The following is a 15,025-nucleotide window of genomic DNA, read 5'->3' on the forward strand; positions in this document are numbered from 1 at the left end:
AGCCTGAGCCGGTGGGGACGTTCTCGAAAGTGCGCAGCACGGTCGCGGTCGCGGCATGCCTGGCGGTCGTGACGGGATGCACGGCGCAGCCTGCACCACCGACTCCGCCACCGGCGACGAACACGGACGACGGCTTCACCTCCCCGCTGACCGGCGATCTAGGCGTGGCGACGTTCACCAGGAGCGACGGGACCACCGGCGCCGTCCAGTTGAGCGCGGCGGACGGCCGACTGGCCCTGACATCCGACGAGCTCGTCATCCCCGCCGCGTCTTTCGGTCCCGACGATTCGGCATGACGGCCGACGACCTGTTCTACCTCAACCCGTTCCGGTTCCCCTCGGACGAGATCCGCCGCGTCGGTGAGGACCTGAATCTCACCGTTGCCGCCCGATGACCGCGAGCCACTCGGTCGCCCTCGACGGAGGAGCGTGATGGTCGCCGTATCGGCCGCGGCGCTCTTCCTGCCCCAGCTGCGGATACTGTCGCGGCCCGTCATCGACCAGGAGCACCCGTGTTTCTAGCGTTCCTCGCTGGCGCCCCGGCCGTCATCGGAATCCTGTGGCTCGTCAACCTCTCAGGCGACGGGTCCCAAGAGAAGATGCGGCGGGACACCTGCATCGGCGCCCTTATCGTCAGTTTGCTGTTCATCGTCGGAGCCGTCGTCTACTGGTTCGTACCGGTGGAGACGAGCAACGATGCTCAGGGATCGTTCGGCGGTTCCGCCTTCGCCGTCGCTGCGCTGGTCGTCAGCGGCATCCTCGGCCTCCTCCTCACCTTCATCCTCTGGCTCACGATGCCAAGAGGGACAGGGGTGAAGCGCGACTGATGTCCGGCGCTGCTCGCACGACGATGTGATCGACAGGCGTTCACACCACTGACCCCGCAGAAACCCTTCGACAGGGCGATGAGAATCGCGCCCTGCGTAGGCTGAGCGACAGTTCGACGGACGGAGCAGCGCACACCATGACAGACACGAACGCGATCGGCCGGCTATCCGTCGTGGCCGCTGCGACCGGGCTCGTTCTGGCCCTGGCCGGGTGCACGGCACCCCTCGATGGAACCGCCGTCGCCAGCCCCTCGGCGACGTCCGCCGCTCCCAGCCTTCCTACGAACAACCCCACGGATGGCTCTGATGCAACGGACTCTCCCGCCGCCCAGTCGCTTCTGGAGCAGCTGCCCATCCGCACGTCACTCGAGAGCGTGTCCAACGATGCGAGCGGCGATCTCCTGATCGAGGAGCGAGAGGACGGGACGGTGTGGCTGTCCTTCAGCCGGCTGAACCTTACCGGAGCAGTGGAATCGCGAGTCCTTCTCACGAGCGCTCCACTCGAGGACAACGACGGCGAGTTGAGGTTCCCTGCGGACGTCGGAAGCGAGGTCGGCTCGCTGACAGCGGATGCTGATCAGGAACTGCAGATCATCGATCCCGACACGATCGGCAGCATCGAGAGCGTCCTCGTCCTGGGTGTCGGTGATCCCGGCACCCGCCAGCTCGCAGCCGCTCGAGTGCCGCCCTCCAGCACGGAACAGTGACGCCGCTGCGCCGCGAACGGGCATCGCCAGGCATCGCTGCCAGCACCCGCGTCGCCCAGGAGCATCACGAGCGCCCCGACTCGTCGTGGAACGCGCACGAGCTCTCATGGTGTTCTCCGCGTGAATCACCGGTCATCGATTCGGAAGGAACGCGATCCGCGCACTCCGGTTGCGATGCTCGCTGTGGCCGCCGTCGGCGTGCATCTAGTTCCCGGCTTCCTACTCGTCCACGCGTTCCACATCGGGCTCTTCGGAATCGACATCGGAGCAGGAGCCGCCTACCCGAGCAGTCACGACGTTCCCCGAGCCCGCTTTGAAGCAGACCTGGACCACGTTCTTCGCTGGCCGAGTGAACGCACGCGAAGCGTGGGTCGGCTCGTCGGCGCACTCCGGCAGCCTTTTCGAGAGGAACGCCTGACACGCTGAACGTCCGCACCCGGTAGACCATCCCTACTGGGACGGCGACTCGCCGCGCGATGGCGTCCCGACGTCATCGCGGCCGGCGCCGAAGTCGGGGACAGTCAGCGGGTGGGAGGCGAGTTCGATGGCTTGCTCGCGGGTGAGGTGCTGCGGGAAGTTCACGTGAGCGAACCGGCCCGCGGGATCGTCCGAAGAGGACGGCATCGCGACACTGCTTCCCTGGAGGAACGTCACGATCGCGTCCTTTGTGGGGTCGGTGGTGGCTCGGCCCAGCCTGTCGCGGAGTTCGAGGAGCACCTTCTGGCCTGGCGCCGACACCTCGAGGACGACCTGCTTCGACCGGCCGGTCTCGATCCTCCGTGCCGTGGTGAACGACGCGAAGGGCGTGACCCGCGAGCGCACGCGAACCGTCTCGGCTGACAGGTCGGCGTACGGTGCAGGTTGGCGAATGGCGTGCACTACGAGCGGCAGAACGTTGAACACGACGAGCGCACCGACGAGTACCGCCAGGCGAGCAGCAAGGGGAACGGCGACCGGATCCAGTGCGTCGAAGATGACGTTGCCGCCGATGATCGCCACGACAGTGACTCCGATGAGAACACGCTCCGTCGGCGCTCCTGCGCGACTGAACCAGTTCCATTGAGTGAGTCGCACCTCGGACGCCGAGCGTCCACTTGTGAACCCTGCCGCCATCGCTCACCCCTTCCGTTTCGTTCAGCCTGTCCTACGGCCTGCGGTACTGGCCACTGGACGCTCAACCCCGACCGACGATCCTCAATCGAGACTGCGTTCTCTTGCCATGAAGCTCGAAGGGCCTCGTGACTTGCACCGACGAGCAGGTGCGAGAAGGTCACTCATGAGCACTGACGAGGAGCGGTGGAACCACACGGGGCTGATTCGAGTGTTCACCATCACCGCGTGCGCCTCTCTCGCCGCCGCCATCGCGTTCATGATCCTCGAGCTCACGACGGACCTCGACGCCGCGACGGGCGCGTTCATCTTCCTGACGCTGTTTGTCCTGAATGTCGGGCTGATTCTCGCCCGGCGACGACAGGAGGTTGCAACGGACACACCGGTCGTTCCCTTCTGAAGCGCACTGCTCCGTATGGGGATCCTTCAGCGGAACGATCAGGCGTTCGGTGCGGGTGCGAGTGTTGCGCTTCCGGAGACGACCATCCAGCGCCCGGCGATTCGTCGCCATGCGCGGACGTAGTGAAGCCGAGCCTCGATCCGTGTGCCGTGGTCGATCACAACGACGTCTACGACGGACGTGGTCTGGGCGCCGCCGGCAGAGGCCAGCGTGCTGCGACTGATTTCATCGATCGACTCGAACTCTGTTGTGCCCGACGAATGTGCTCCGAGATCTTCGTCCCGGCTGATGATCGAGCCTTCGGGTGTCGTGAAGATCAGCTCGGGTGCGAGCAGTCGACCAAGCGCATCGACGTCACTTGCGCGCATCGCGTCCAGCAATCGATCCTCGGCAGCATCGACGGTTTCGTGGAGCATGGATGGGAACGACATCCGGAAAGATGTATCTCTGCTCGTTGCGCGGCCTGCGTCCGTAGGGGGATCGGGTGCCGGGACCCTCTTCTCTCAGGCAGGCGTGTCGGAGCTCGATACTGATGTCATGGCATCACCCCTCGTCTCCGACGTCGCTCACTCCGGTCTCACCGTGGCCGACCTCGACGACGCGCTGGTGCTGTGGTGCTCCGGTCTCGGGTTCGTGCTCGAGCGCACCTTCACGCTCGACGTCGACGTCACGGCGGCGACCACCGGCGTCCGTGGAGCCGTGATCCGCGCAGCGACGCTGGCACTCGGCCCCCACCGGGTGGAGCTGCTGCAGTACGACCCGCCCCGACAGCTCGAGTCCGACGGCTCGCCCGCAGAGGTCGGCACGGTGCACATCGCGCTCACGGTCTCGGACCTCGATCGTGTCCTCGAGCTCTGCGCTGGACACGGCTGGAGACCGGTGGGGACACCTCACCGGATGACCGGTGGCGCCCGAGCCGGCACACGCATCATCTACCTCGAAGGTGCCCTCGGTGGATTCCTCGAACTGATCGCGCCCCCGCAGCTCCCGTAGTCCGCGTCGGCTATCGCATCTCGTCCAGTTCTCGATGTCTCGACCACCGACCGCTCCCCTGACGCGTGCGGCGGCAGGATCGACTCCGCTGCCTCACTGGTGCCGGACCGGCGTCTCGCAGGCGGAACGCGATGCCGAGCGCGAGCCGGGCCACTGATCAGCCTCGGTGTGAGGCGGTTCGGCTGATCACCGGCAAGCAGGGGCGCGTCGTGTCGTTCTCGTCGAGCGCGACGGTTCGGAGTCGGCTCGACGCACGTCGAGACGGTGAGACCGCCAGCCCTGCTTGGGGGGCGGCAGTGCGCGCAGACCATAGGACAGAGTGGGCTGACGGCGCAGTGTAGATCGCCTCGGATTCGGAGGCCCCTGTGCCGTTCTTCCCTGCCCATCGAGCGAAGCGCCGCTGGAACCGTACAGCCGGCGTCGTCGCGGCTATCGCGCTCCTGGGATCCGGATTCGCCGTGTCAGGCGTCGACGCTGTCTTCGCTCAGGACTCGGTGGGCGGCTCGGCCACGGGCTCCATCGACTGCCCGGCGATTCAGCGGAGCGTCGGGGAGCTCGGGGTGGGAAGTCCGCCGCCCGACCTGGGAAGCCCGCCTGCCGCAGCCGAGGTCGGCGAATCGCTGTTCTCCTCCACCGCGAAGGATCTGCTGAAGAGTGTCGTGGGGAGCGCTCTCGGGAAGGTCGGTGACGTCGCCTTCGGGTGGGTGGTCAGCGAGCTGACCGGCCCGACGAAGCCCACGAAGATCGAGGCGGAGGAGCTGCAGGACCTCGCGGACCTCAAAGCGCAGGTCACTCAGGTGCAGACGGAGATCGCGGACCTCGGCAGAACCATCCAGACCGATGTGAGTGCCCTCGCGACCGAGATCGATCAGGACGCGAAGTGGCAGACCTTCGTCACGAAGTCGACTGCAGCGAACACGGCGTTGCAGAAGGTCGAGGACGACATCCAGCAGGTGTGCGAGATCACCGAGCTCCACCGCGACGACGCCGAAGCATCGGGTGTGACCGAGTCGCTGACGCAGGAGGAGATCGACAGTCTCAAGGAGGTCGCCGAGAACGGTCAGGCCAACTTCAACGCGCTCAGTGCCGTGCTCGTCGGAGACGACATCACGGGCGGACTGTTCGAAGCGTACCGAGACGTGCTGTGGTCGGTGAAGGCGGTCGGCAGCTCGAGCCCCTCCGCGACACTCCTGTCCGCTGAGGACGCGAACACCTTGCAGTCGCAGGTCGCCTACTACGGGAACATCGCCACTCTTCATCTTCAAGCGTTCGCCGAGGTCGTCCACTCTCCTCAGGTTCAGACGCGCCCCGCACTGCTCGAGCAGTACTACGACAACAGCTGGGTACCGGCGATCCAGGAGTGGTCCCTCCTCGGGAATCGCAATCTACCCACCCTCCCGGCCGGCACGAGCGTCGACCTGCTCCAGGAGAAGCTGACGGATCCGAGCAACGGAGACGTCTCGGGAACCATCCGTCTGTGGACCACGGAGACGGTCACGCTCGCGGGCTCCGCTCAGAACTCGTACTGCATGGCCTCCGTCACCTGCTACGCCCCGGAGTGGGCAGCGACGTCGAGCGCTCGGAGCGAAGCTGTGCTGCGCGCCTCCGTTCTGCCGAACTTCCCACCGCTGAGCCTTTCTGTCGGTGCCGAGCAGCTCGGTCTGACCGGCTGGCGCGTCCCCACGGACGACGACTTCGCCTCCCTCGTCATGACCCGTCCCTCGCGCATCAAGAATCCGCCGTCCCTGATCACGATTCCCCGAGTCGAGGACGGCGTCTCGCAGTGGGCGGAGATCGAGAACGTCCCCGCCCTCCAGTATCAGCCGATCTCCAATGGAATCGACACGTCGAACACCATTCCACCGGTCGTCGTCGACTCCGACAGCGCACAGGTTCTCGTCTTCACCAGCAACCCCTACTCCGGCCCGGAGCGCCTGACCTTCGCCGAGGACGGCATGGATCCGACCGCGAGCTTCGGCGGACGCTTGATGCTCGTGCAGGACCTGCCTGTCGGACCGCCCGACACACCCCTGTACCCGGACGCGTCCGCGGACTCCCGCGCAGCGGACGCTGTCGAGGAGGCGGCAAGCGCCGCAGCACCGCCGTCCGCGTCCGCTTCCACCCTCTCGAACAGCTCCGCGATCGGCGACGCGAGCCCCGTGACGTACACGGCGCCGGCGCAGTGCAACACCGACGACCCTTACGTCCAGCCGCAGGGCTACAACGGCATCAGTGTCACGGTCTCGGGTGCCGCGGGTGGTTCGCGCGCAGGCGAGGACGTCATCTTCGATGAGAGCTACCGGTACGGAGGACGGGGCGGAGTGGTGAACGCGGTCCTTCCCGTCAGCGCGGGCACACAGCTCTTCGCCGGTGTCGGAGGCGCCGGTGGATTCGTCGACGGCAGCCAGCGAGAGCGAGGAGCAGCGGGAGGCATCGGCGGTGGTGGCGGCGGTGGCACCTGGACCAGCGACACCGATCTCGGGCGGCAGGCGGGCGCGGGAGGAGGTGGCCTGTCCTCCATCGCTCTGGATGACGAGTGCCTCCTTCCGCTGGTCGTCGCCGGCGGCGGTGGCGGCGCCGGCGCCGCCGCGTCGGCTTTCGATGCTGACGCGGCGCGAGACGGAGGGAACTCCTGCGTGATGAACGGCTGCATCCCTTCGAACAGCGACAGCACGCTCGCAACGAACAGCTACTTGACCGGCGCTACGGCCCCCGACGGAGAAGGAGAGGATCCGTACAGTGACAACGGCCTCGGCGGAGGCGGAGGCGGAGGTTTCATCGGCGGTGGCGCGAGCCGTCTCGGCGGCGGAACCGGAGGCACCAGCTTCGTCGCGGACGGCGCGTTGAGCTCCTCGTTCACCGTCGGCTCCAACGACTCCGGGACGAACGGGTCCGTGACCATCACCCCGGTCGTCATACCGGAATTCACCATCGGCTTCGTGGACAGTCAGTTCGAGTGGGTGCTCGTTCGAGCCGACCAGTCCGTTCGCGCAGATGTTCCGCAAGACCTGCTGCCCGACTCGTCGATCGTCGAGTGGAGAACGGTCGCCGAACCGGCGAGCGTCTCTCCGAGCGGAACCCCGATCGTCCGCCTCCTGGACACGGTCACCGGGAACTGCGCGACAGGCCGGGGAGTTCTCAGCTTCAACCAGATCGTCACACTCGAGCCGTGCGCGGACAGCGACGACAACCAGCGCTGGTACCTCCAATCGACCGCCGTCGACCCGTCGAACGGCTCCGTCAACTTCAGGACCATCGGGGGAACGGGTCTCGCTGAGGCCGTCTCGCAGCCTGTAGCGGCGTTGTTCCTCACACCCTTGAAGGCGCCGCCGCTGTCCGACAACCTCTCGGAGACCCCCGGCAGTGGGCCCTCCGACCCAGCGCCGACCCCCACTACCGACCCCGCGGCCAGCCCCTCCCCCTCCACGACGAGCGGCCCGGTGAACGGCGATCTTCCGACCGACCACTCGCCGCGACCAGCAGCTGACAGTGGCGGACTCGCGTCCACCGGAGTGGAAGGACTCCTGCTCCTCGCCACATCGATCGCCCTGATCGCACTCGGTGGGCTGGTCATCATGTCCACGCGGCGCCGCCGAGCATGATCATGGCGTCGTCTTCGCTGCGTCGAAGTCACAGAAGGAGACGGCTTCTCGAACTCCTCAGGGTGATACGGCGGCAGTACACGAGCGCAGGCGGCGCCTCCCGGAACGGGACTACCGGGGAGTGTGAGGGGCCCGCCCCTCACGAGCTTCCTGCCTGGGTGTCCAGGTAGGAAGCTCGCAGCCGTTCAGCTCGCGGCGGCCTTCTCGGCGACCGCGGTACGGGCCCCCTCGGCGTCGGTGGCGCTGTGGTGTCCCTGCACGTCGCTGTGAGCGACTGTGGAGGGGCGGGTTCCGTCGAAATCGTGCGAGCTGCCCTCGATCTTCCGCGTGCGTCCGCGAATGCCGGTATCGAGCCGGTCGATGCGGCGGGCGACCGTGCCCGGCGCGCAGCGGTGTCCGGTGGTCCAAGCGGCGACGTCGGCGCGGGCTCGGCCGCAGGTCGCCTCGCGGCAGGCCTCGACGCGTCGGCCCCTCGCGTTGCGCGCCCGACCTCTCAGCCCGCCAACCTCGCCATCCACTCCTCCACCGCGTCGGGCGTGCGCGGCATCGCCGCCGAGAGCAGGATCGACGATGTCTCAGTCACGACGAGGTCGTCCTCGATCCGGATGCCCAGGCCCCGCAGCTCGGCGGGGACCGTCAGGTCGCCCGGCTGGAAGTAGAGGCCCGGCTCCACGGTGAGGGTGTGGCCGGCCGCGAGCACTCCGCCGAGATACGTCTCGTGCGGAGCGTGGTTGCAGTCGTGCACGTCCATCCCGAGCATGTGCCCGGCGCGGGATATGCTCCACCGGCGGTGGTACGACGCGGACGGGGCCGTGGCCTCGTCGACCGAGCAGCGGATCAGGCCGAGGTCGATCAGCCCCTCGGTGAGGGCTCGCCCGCACGCGTCCTGGTAGTCCTGGAAGCGCACTCCCGCGCGCAGGGAGTCGATGCCGGCCTGCTGCGCGCGCAGCACGATCGAGTACACGTCCCGCTGCAGCGGAGTGAACTCTCCGCTGACCGGGAAGGTGCGGGTGATGTCGGCGGCGTAGAGCGAGGGCAGCTCGACGCCCATGTCCATCAGGACGAGGTCGCCGTCGGCGAGGGGCCCGGTGTTCCGCGTGTAGTGGAGGGTCGTGGCGTGCGCTCCCGAGGCGACGACCGATCCGTAGGCCGGTCCCTGTCCCTCGACCAGGGCGCGGCGGGCGAAGGTGCCCTCGAGGTAGCGCTCGCCGCGGGGCATCGCGCGGGCGACCTGCCACGCCGCGAGGCAGTCGTCGAATCCCCGCGCCGTGCCGTCGACGGCGAGCTGCAGCCGTTCGATCTCCCAGTCGTTCTTGATCAGGCGCAGCTCGTCGAGCGTCGACTTGAGCACGAGGTGCGGTCCGAGCTCCGGCCCGCAGATGCTCCGCACCAGCTCGTCGACGCTCTCGTCGAGGGTGGGCAGGACCCGGATGCGCCGGGCCCGCCGCGCAGCCCGCTCCACGTCGCGGGTGAAGTCGGCCAGCGGCCGGGTCTCGATGCCCAGTGCTGCCTGCGTCTCGGCGAGCGACGGCCGCGGCCCGACCCAGAGGTCGCCGAGCGCGTCGTTCTGCCAGAACTCGTCGCCGTCGCGGCCGGAGGGAGCACGCAGGTACAGGATCGAGCCGGCCTCCCCTCCCGTCGTGTCGACGACGAGCACGCTCTCGGCGACTCCGTTGCCCGTCAGCCACACGTGGTCGGTGCCCGGGCGGAAGCGGTGGTCGCTGTCGTTCGAGCGCACCCGCGGCAGGCCGGAGGGGATGATCAGCAGCTCGGCGGGCAGCGCCTGCGCCAGTCGCGACCGGCGCTCCGCGGTGTAGGCGAGCACCGGCTCGTCGGGGTCGATCACCGGCTCCGGATCGGCCCAGCCGGCGGTCATGAACGCGCCGTCCCCGGGGAGCGGACTGCGGTTCACGGCCCTCGGCATGCTCCAGAGAGCGGACTCCTCGGCCCGGGCCTCCTCCACCGCGCTCACGCGCCCGTCCGCTCCAGCGCGTCGGGCAGCTCCTCGAGCCAGGCCGCCCGGTCGGCGTCGAGTGGAGCCAGCGGCAGCCGCCCCAGCCCGTCCGGCAGCGGGATCGCCGCGAGCAGCGCTCGCGTGTACGGATGCAGCGGGCTCTGCCACACCGTCTCGGTGTCCCCCGACTCCACGACCCGGCCGCGGTACATCACGAGCACCCGGTCGGCGATGCGCCGGACCACCGAGAGGTCGTGCGAGATGAACAGCATGCCCGCGCCGGCCTCGACGCTGAGCGAGCGCATCAGCGCGGCGACGCTCGTCTGGGTCGAGGCGTCGAGGGCCGAGATCGGCTCGTCGGCCACGAGCATCCGCGGCCTCGCCGCCAGTGCCCGCGCGATGGCGATGCGCTGCTTCTGGCCGCCGGAGAACTCGTGCGGGAACCGGCTCGCCATCGCCGGGTCGAGCCCGACGCGGCGCAGCCAGTCGGCCGGGTCCGAGCCCTCGGCGCCCCGGGCGAGCGCCGCCCGGACGCCGTCGCCGATCTGCTCGCCGATGCGGCGACGGGGGTTGAGCGAGGAGTTCGGATCCTGGAAGACCATCTGCATGCCGGTCATCACCGGACTGCGCCGACGGAGTCCGAGCGCGGGCACGTCGACGCCGTTCAGGCGCACGTCCCCGCCGCGGCGCTTCTCGATGCCGACCACCGCGCGTGCGAGGCTCGACTTCCCGCAGCCGCTCTCGCCGACCAGCGCGACGACCTCGCCCGCCGCCACCTGGAAGCCGACCCCGTCGACGGCACGCAGCGGCGGTCTCCGCCCGTACTCGACGACGATGCCGTCGGCCTCGAGAACCACTCCCGCGCTCATCGCGCACCCCTCTCGACGTCGCCTGCCGTGGCCGCGCCCGGATCGTCCGCGGCGGCGGCCCTCTCGTGCCCCTCGACGAGCTCGGCGACCAGCTCCTCCGGGCTCTCCTCGAAGCTCGAGCCGGGCAGAGCCGCGAGCAGCGCCCGCGTGTACTCGTCCTCGGGCGCGGTGAACAGCCGCTCCCGCGGAGCCGACTCGACGACGAGCCCCTGGCGCATCACCGTCACCTCGTCGGCCACGGCGCTCATCACGCCGAGGTCATGGGTGACGAGCAGGATGCTCAGCCCGCCGTCGTCGACCAGCTCCCGCAGCAGCTGCAGCACTCCGGCCTGCACGGTCACGTCGAGCGCGGTCGTCGGCTCGTCGGCCAGCAGCACGGAGGGCTCGCACGCGAGCGCCACCGCGATCGCGATGCGCTGCCGCTGACCGCCGGAGAACTGGTGGGGATAGCGCCCGAGGGAGGCCCGGGCGTCCGGCACCCGCACCCGCTCGAGCAGGGCCTCGGCCCTGGACCGCGCGGCCTCCTTGCCGAGACCGAGGTGGTGGCGCAGGTGGTCGGTGAGCTGGCGGCCCACGGTGAGCTGCGGGTGCAGGCTCGTCGACGGGTCCTGGAAGACCATGGCGACCCGGCGTCCGCGCACCGTGCCGAGCACCTGCCGGGACGCGCCGACGAGCTCCGTCGTGCCGTCGCCGGTGTCGTCGGCGAGGCGGATGCTCCCGCTGGCCGTCATCGATCCGGGCAGCAGTCCGAGCACCGCCAGGGCGGTCATGGTCTTGCCCGAGCCCGACTCGCCGGCGAGACCGTGGATGCCGCCGCGGCGCAGCGCCAGATCGATGCCGTCCACGACGGCGTGGCTGCGGGTGCGGATGCGCAGCCCGCTGATGGTCAGTGCGTCGCTCACAGCGTGGCGCCTCCTCCGCGGATCGTCTGCGACCGCGGGTCCAGGGCGTCGCGCAGGGCGTCGCCGACGAAGTTGAACGCGATGACGACGGTGAGGATGGCCAGGCCCGGGAAGACCCCGATCCACCACGCATCGAAGTTCTGGATGGCGTCCGACACCATCGAGCCCCACTCGGCGGTCGGCGGCTTCGCGCCGAGCCCGAGGAACGACAGGCCCGACAGCAGGAGGATGGCCGTGCCGATGTCGAGGCTCGCCAGGACGAGCACCGGGCCGACGATGTTGGGCGCGATGTCGCGGACGAGGGAGCGCAGCGGCGAGAAGCCGAGCAGCTGGCCGGACACGACGTAGTTCGACGAGCGGAGGCCGAGCACGAGACCGCGGGTCAGCCGGGCGTAGGACGGCCACGACACGATCAGCGCCGCGAGCACCGCGTTCAGGAGCGACGCTCCGAGCGCGGCCGCGATCACCATCGCCAGGATGACCGTGGGGAACGCCATCACGAGGTCGGTGATGCGCATCGCGACCTCGTCGACCGCACGGCCGAGGAATCCGGCGACGGATCCGACGATCGCGCCGATCAGCACCGACATCACGACGAGCAGCAGGGCGAGCGGGATCGTGACCCGGGCACCCCAGATCACCCGCGAGAACACGTCCCGGCCGAGCGCGTCGGTCCCCATCAGCGTGCCCTCGCCGGGCGCCTGGAGGAGGGGCAGGTCCTGCGCGAGCGGATCGTGCGGGGCGATGACGGGGGCGAGCACGGCGATGAGGATCCAGAGCACGCCGACGGCGGCGCCGAGGAGTCCGAGCGGCGCCGACCAGCGGCCCAGGCGCAGGCGGGGGCGGCGCAGGCGGAGGCCGGGGGCGGCGACCGGGTCGAGCACTCCGGCACCGACGCCGTCGCGCGGACCGGCCGGAGCGCCGTCGCGCGGGTCGGACCGGGTGGTTCGCGGATCCGTCACGAGGCCAGCCTCACTCTCGGGTCGAGCACGCCGTACAGCAGGTCGACGATCAGGTTCACGAGCAGGTACATCACGCCGATGAGCAGGCCGACGCCCATGATGCCGCGCAGGTCGAGGTGCGACGCGGCCTGGTAGGCGTAGGAGCCGATCCCGGGCCAGCCGAAGACCGCCTCGACGAGCACGGTGCCGCTGAGCAGGCTGCCGAAGGCGAGGCCCACGACGGTGAGGATCGGGATGCTCGCCCCGCGCAGCACGTAGGAGAAGGTGACCGCGCGGTTCGGCAGCCCCTTCGCGCGGGCGGCCCGCACGTAGTCCTGGTCGAGGATCTCGAGCACTGCGGTGCGCACGAACCGGGTCAGCAGGCCCACCGTGTAGAGGGTCAGGACGAGCACGGGGAGGAAGAGGTGCGACGCCGCGTCGAGGAAGGTGTCGAGCTGGCCTGCGAGCAGGGCGTCGACCGTGTAGAGGCCCGTCACCGTCGGCGGCGTGGTGAAGTCGCTGCTTAGCCGGCCGGATCCCGGCGCGATCCGCAGCTGGAAGTAGAGGACGTAGTAGAGGACCAGCGCGAGCCAGAAGGTCGGCACGCTGAGGCCGGCCAGCGACACGACGCGCAGAACGTGGTCGGAGGCCCTGCCGCGCCGGTAGGCGGCGACGGTTCCGAACAGAACGCCGATGATCACGCTGAGCACGATGGCGCCGAAGGCGATCTCGAGGGTGGCCGGCAGCGCCTTCGCCAGGTCGGCGACCACCGGGTTGTGCGTGGTGGTGGAGACGCCGAGGTCCCCGTGAAGCAGGTTGCCGAGGTAGGTGAAGTACTGCACGACGAGCGGCTGGTCGAGACCGTACTGGGCGCGGAACTGCGCGACGATCTCCGGATCCTCCGCCGCGCGCTGGCCGAGGGCGGCCGCCACGGGGTCGCCCGGCACGAGGTTGGTCAGGATGAAGGTGACGAGGGTCACGCCCACCACCAGCAGCAGCGAGGTGAGCACGCGGCGGAGCGCGTAGCGGAGGAACGGGTGGGCCGCCCGGCCCCCGCGCTGACGCGGGGTCCGGACGGCCGTCGTGGTGGTGGACACGGGCTACTGCGCGGTGAGGGCCGCGATGTCGATGGTCCACACCGCGTTGTAGACGACACCCGAGACGTCCTTCGCCGCGGCGATGTTGTTGCCGGGCTGGAGCAGCGGGATGAAGGGGCCGTCGGCGTTCAGCGCGGTCTGCAGCTCCTCGAAGCGCGACTGGCGCTCGTCGTCGCTGCCGCCGGTGGCCGCGGCGTCGGCAAGCGCCGAGATCGCGGGGGCCGCACCGTCGGTCCAGCCGGAGCGGAGGCCCACGACGTCGCCCGGGGTGAAGACGAGGTAGTCGCTCGGGTCCGGGTAGTCCGGGCCCCAGTACCAGAGGCCCATGGTCTCGGTGCCGTTGCGGTAGGCGTCGAGCTCGGTGGCGACGGGGGCCGGGGCGAGCTCGACGGTGATGCCGGCGTCCTTCAGCTGCGACTGGATGCGCTGCGCGATGGTCGGGAAGTCGATGCCGTTCAGGCTGATGTCGCTCGGGAAGTTGAGCGTCACGGACTCGCCGGCGTAGCCGCTCTTCGCGAGGTCAGCCTTCGCGGCGTCGAGGTCCTGGGTGAGCGCGCCGCTCTCGGGCAGGGCGCCGAGCAGCATGCTCGGGATGACGCCGGACGCCTGGGCGGTGCCGTTGCCGGCGATCGAGACGAGGTCGTCGTAGTCGACGGCCTCCTTCACGGCCTTCACGAAGTCGGGGTTCGACGTGATCGCCGAGACGCTCGGGTTCTGGTTGAGCAGCAGGAAGATCACGTTCGCCGACGGGTCGCTGGTCACCGCGACCGAGTCGCCGAGCGCCTCCGCCTGGGTGCCCGAGAGGTCCAGCGCCACATCGGCGCTGCCGCCCTCGACGTTGATCTTCTGGGTCGCGCCCTCGACGTTCTGGATGACCACGCGGCCGTAGCCCGGGGCGTCGCCGTCGTAGTTCTCGTTCGCGGTCAGCACGACCTGCGAGGCGAGGTCGAGCGTGTCGAGCACGTACGGGCCGGAGCCGGCGGAGGTGGTGTTGAGGAACGTCTCGGCTGTGTCGGTCTCGTCGGTGGTGCCGCCGTTCTCCTTCACGACCTTCGAGTTCAGGATGCCGAGCGCCGGGTTCGCCAGGATCGCCGGCAGGGCGGGCGTGGGGTTCTCGGTGGTCAGCACCACCGTCGTGTCGTCCTTCTTCGTGACGGTGACGCCGTCGAGGAGGAACGAGGGGTTGCCCTTGAGGCCGATCACGCGCTGCAGCGAGAACACCACGTCGTCGGCGGTCATCGCGGTGCCGTCCGAGAAGGTGTGCTCGCCGTTCAGGGTGAGGGTGAAGGTCTTCGCGTCGTCGGACTGCTCGAGGCTCGCGAGGCCGTCGACGACCTGCGAGACGTCGCCGCCCTCGAAGGTGAGGAGGGTCTCGTAGAGCGCCTTGTCGACCATCTGGCCGGTCGGCTCGTACATGCGGCCCGGGTCGGCGGTCTTGAGGTCGAACGCCTTGTTGATGGTGAGCGTCGCGCTGCTGCCGTCGGCGGTGTCGACGCGGCCCGAGGAGCAGCCCGCCACTAGAAGGGCGAGGGAGACCGCCGCAGCGGCGATCACCACTCGCGTCGGGGCGGAGCGCGGGGTGCGGGTGGAGCGGACAACCATGGAGGCCTCCTGGCGAGGGTTC

The 15,025-nt window shown here is 69.4% G+C and carries 14 protein-coding genes; 6 read left to right on the plus strand and 8 right to left on the minus strand.

Features of this window, described 5'->3' with window-relative positions; translation table 11 throughout:
* Window positions 1-11: 11 nt before the first annotated feature.
* From C5D50_RS01870 to C5D50_RS01880, 3 genes are all read left to right on the plus strand, one after another.
* Complete coding sequence (locus C5D50_RS01870; protein ID WP_104282724.1) at window positions 12-296, plus strand: hypothetical protein; 285 nt, start codon at window positions 12-14, stop codon at window positions 294-296.
* A 215-nt stretch (window positions 297-511) separates the two neighbouring features.
* On the plus strand, window positions 512-826 hold the full coding sequence (locus tag C5D50_RS01875) for a hypothetical protein (protein ID WP_104282723.1): 315 nt from the start codon (window positions 512-514) through the stop codon (window positions 824-826).
* 137 nt (window positions 827-963) lie between these two features.
* The gene (locus tag C5D50_RS01880) at window positions 964-1,533 is read left to right on the plus strand and encodes a hypothetical protein (protein ID WP_104282722.1); all 570 of its coding nucleotides are present in this window, start codon (window positions 964-966) and stop codon (window positions 1,531-1,533) included.
* A gap of 450 nt (window positions 1,534-1,983) precedes the next feature.
* Here C5D50_RS01880 and C5D50_RS01885 read toward each other — a convergent pair whose 3' ends face one another.
* On the minus strand, window positions 1,984-2,532 hold the full coding sequence (locus C5D50_RS01885; RefSeq protein ID WP_104282721.1) for a hypothetical protein: 549 nt from the start codon (window positions 2,530-2,532) through the stop codon (window positions 1,984-1,986).
* A gap of 277 nt (window positions 2,533-2,809) precedes the next feature.
* On the opposite strand from C5D50_RS01885, the gene C5D50_RS01890 reads away from it, so the two are divergent.
* The gene (locus C5D50_RS01890; protein WP_104233966.1) at window positions 2,810-3,043 is read left to right on the plus strand and encodes a hypothetical protein; all 234 of its coding nucleotides are present in this window, start codon (window positions 2,810-2,812) and stop codon (window positions 3,041-3,043) included.
* A gap of 38 nt (window positions 3,044-3,081) precedes the next feature.
* Here C5D50_RS01890 and C5D50_RS01895 read toward each other — a convergent pair whose 3' ends face one another.
* A complete protein-coding gene (locus tag C5D50_RS01895; RefSeq protein WP_181137267.1) occupies window positions 3,082-3,459 on the minus strand; it encodes a nuclear transport factor 2 family protein in 378 nt (125 codons plus the stop codon).
* 121 nt (window positions 3,460-3,580) lie between these two features.
* Here C5D50_RS01895 and C5D50_RS16435 point away from each other — a divergent pair, with 121 nt between their 5' ends.
* Entirely contained in the window at window positions 3,581-4,036 is a 456-nt protein-coding gene (locus tag C5D50_RS16435; RefSeq protein WP_181137268.1) for a VOC family protein, read from the plus strand.
* 560 nt (window positions 4,037-4,596) lie between these two features.
* Entirely contained in the window at window positions 4,597-7,638 is a 3,042-nt protein-coding gene (locus C5D50_RS01905; RefSeq protein ID WP_181137269.1) for a glycine-rich protein, read from the plus strand.
* A gap of 493 nt (window positions 7,639-8,131) precedes the next feature.
* Here the strand turns inward: C5D50_RS01905 and C5D50_RS01915 are convergent, their stop codons facing one another.
* From C5D50_RS01915 to C5D50_RS01940, 6 genes are read right to left on the minus strand one after another with little or no spacing between them, the layout of a single operon-like run.
* Complete coding sequence (locus tag C5D50_RS01915) at window positions 8,132-9,610, minus strand: aminopeptidase P family protein (protein WP_219814726.1); 1,479 nt, start codon at window positions 9,608-9,610, stop codon at window positions 8,132-8,134.
* A complete protein-coding gene (locus C5D50_RS01920) occupies window positions 9,607-10,461 on the minus strand; it encodes an ATP-binding cassette domain-containing protein (protein WP_104283972.1) in 855 nt (284 codons plus the stop codon). Before C5D50_RS01920 ends, C5D50_RS01915 begins: the two co-directional genes overlap by 4 nt.
* Entirely contained in the window at window positions 10,458-11,363 is a 906-nt protein-coding gene (locus C5D50_RS01925; protein WP_104250842.1) for an ABC transporter ATP-binding protein, read from the minus strand. The genes C5D50_RS01920 and C5D50_RS01925 overlap by 4 nt, the downstream gene beginning before the upstream one ends.
* Window positions 11,360-12,325, minus strand: coding sequence for an ABC transporter permease (locus C5D50_RS01930; protein ID WP_258063303.1), 966 nt, complete (start codon window positions 12,323-12,325; stop codon window positions 11,360-11,362). Before C5D50_RS01930 ends, C5D50_RS01925 begins: the two co-directional genes overlap by 4 nt.
* Complete coding sequence (locus tag C5D50_RS01935) at window positions 12,322-13,401, minus strand: ABC transporter permease (protein WP_104223257.1); 1,080 nt, start codon at window positions 13,399-13,401, stop codon at window positions 12,322-12,324. The genes C5D50_RS01930 and C5D50_RS01935 overlap by 4 nt, the downstream gene beginning before the upstream one ends.
* Before the next feature lie 3 nt (window positions 13,402-13,404).
* Entirely contained in the window at window positions 13,405-15,003 is a 1,599-nt protein-coding gene (locus C5D50_RS01940; RefSeq protein ID WP_104223258.1) for an ABC transporter substrate-binding protein, read from the minus strand.
* Window positions 15,004-15,025 lie beyond the last annotated feature (22 nt).

It is taken from the genome of Rathayibacter sp. RFBD1, from assembly GCF_002932915.1.
In the GTDB taxonomy this organism is placed as follows: domain Bacteria; phylum Actinomycetota; class Actinomycetes; order Actinomycetales; family Microbacteriaceae; genus Rathayibacter.

What these genes read in the sequence shown, in the direction of transcription:
- C5D50_RS01880 (WP_104282722.1), top strand. Translation starts at nt 964, where the DNA reads ATGACAGACACGAACGCGATCGGCCGGCTATCCGTCGTGGCCGCTGCG.
- C5D50_RS16435 (WP_181137268.1), top strand. Translation starts at nt 3,581, where the DNA reads ATGGCATCACCCCTCGTCTCCGACGTCGCTCACTCCGGTCTCACCGTG.
- C5D50_RS01920 (WP_104283972.1), bottom strand. Translation starts at nt 10,461, where the DNA reads ATGAGCGCGGGAGTGGTTCTCGAGGCCGACGGCATCGTCGTCGAGTAC.
- C5D50_RS01940 (WP_104223258.1), bottom strand. Translation starts at nt 15,003, where the DNA reads ATGGTTGTCCGCTCCACCCGCACCCCGCGCTCCGCCCCGACGCGAGTG.
- C5D50_RS01890 (WP_104233966.1), top strand. Translation starts at nt 2,810, where the DNA reads ATGAGCACTGACGAGGAGCGGTGGAACCACACGGGGCTGATTCGAGTG.
- C5D50_RS01895 (WP_181137267.1), bottom strand. Translation starts at nt 3,459, where the DNA reads ATGCTCCACGAAACCGTCGATGCTGCCGAGGATCGATTGCTGGACGCG.